The following is a 1,026-nucleotide window of genomic DNA, read 5'->3' as shown; positions in this document are numbered from 1 at the left end:
GGCGGTCGAGCAGGTCCGCAGCCGCGTCGACCTCGGCAAGGGCCGGGAGATGACCGCCGGTCAGCTCTGCGAGAAGTTCGGCTTCGTCAAGGAGCGCCAGTGGACCCCGGTCGCGGACCTCTCCGGTGGTGAGCGCCGCCGCCTCCAGATCCTGCGGCTGCTGATGGACGAGCCGAACGTCCTGTTCCTGGACGAGCCGACCAACGACCTCGACATCGAGACGCTGACCCAGCTGGAGGACCTGCTCGACGGCTGGCCCGGCTCGCTCGTCGTGATCAGCCACGACCGGTTCTTCCTGGAGCGGACCACCGACCGCGTGCAGGCGCTCCTGGGGGACGCCACCCTGCGGATGCTGCCGCGCGGCATCGAGGAGTACCTGGAGCGCCGGGCCGCCCGACGCGAGGCCGACCGGGCCGCGTCCGGCTCCCCGGCGGCGGCCGGTGGCTCGGGCCCCGCGGCGGCGGCCCCCGCCGCCAAGTCGTCGCAGCTCTCGCGTGCCGCGCAGAAGGAGACCCAGAAGATCGAGCGCCAGCTGGACCGGATCTCTGAGAAGGAGACGGCGCTGCACGCCGAAATGGCCGCGAGCGCCACCGACTTCGGGCGGGTGGCCGAATTGGACACCCAGCTCCGGGAGCTCTCCGCCCAGCGCGACGACCTGGAGACCCGCTGGCTGGAGCTGGCCGAGGACGCCTGACGGACGGGGCGGGCCCCCGGGCCCCCCCCACCGCCGCCCCGCCGGAAGTACCGATCCCACGGGAACCGCCGGGGGTCGTTCAGCTGTCCGGTGGTAGAAAGAGCGTTGCGTACTTTCAGCCGACCAGTACCCCGGAGCGGGCCCGCACGACAGCCTGATTCCGGTCATTGGGGGAAACATGTCTCAGCCGCCGCCTCCGCCCGGCCCACCGCCGGGCAGGCCGTCCGAGCAGCCGGACGAGCCCAAGGACGAGCAGCCCGGCGACTCGGGCGACAACGCGTCGTCCGCGTCCGGCCAGCCGCCCGCCGGCCCGCCGTCGTCGCCGCCGGCGG

Annotated in this window: 1 protein-coding gene; it reads left to right on the top strand. The window is 73.7% G+C overall.

Translation table 11 applies throughout. The annotated features are described in order from the left end of the window. Positions 1 to 694: ATP-binding cassette domain-containing protein (locus HCJ92_RS24230; RefSeq protein ID WP_167935736.1), on the top strand; the 694-nt coding region annotated here is incomplete at its 5' end. Positions 695 to 1,026 lie beyond the last annotated feature (332 nt).

This window comes from Streptomyces spiramenti (genome assembly GCF_012034385.1).
Taxonomy (GTDB): Bacteria; Actinomycetota; Actinomycetes; order Streptomycetales; family Streptomycetaceae; genus Streptomyces; species Streptomyces spiramenti.
Note: the sequence above shows the minus strand (reverse complement) of the source record. Positions and strands in the feature narration are given on the sequence as shown.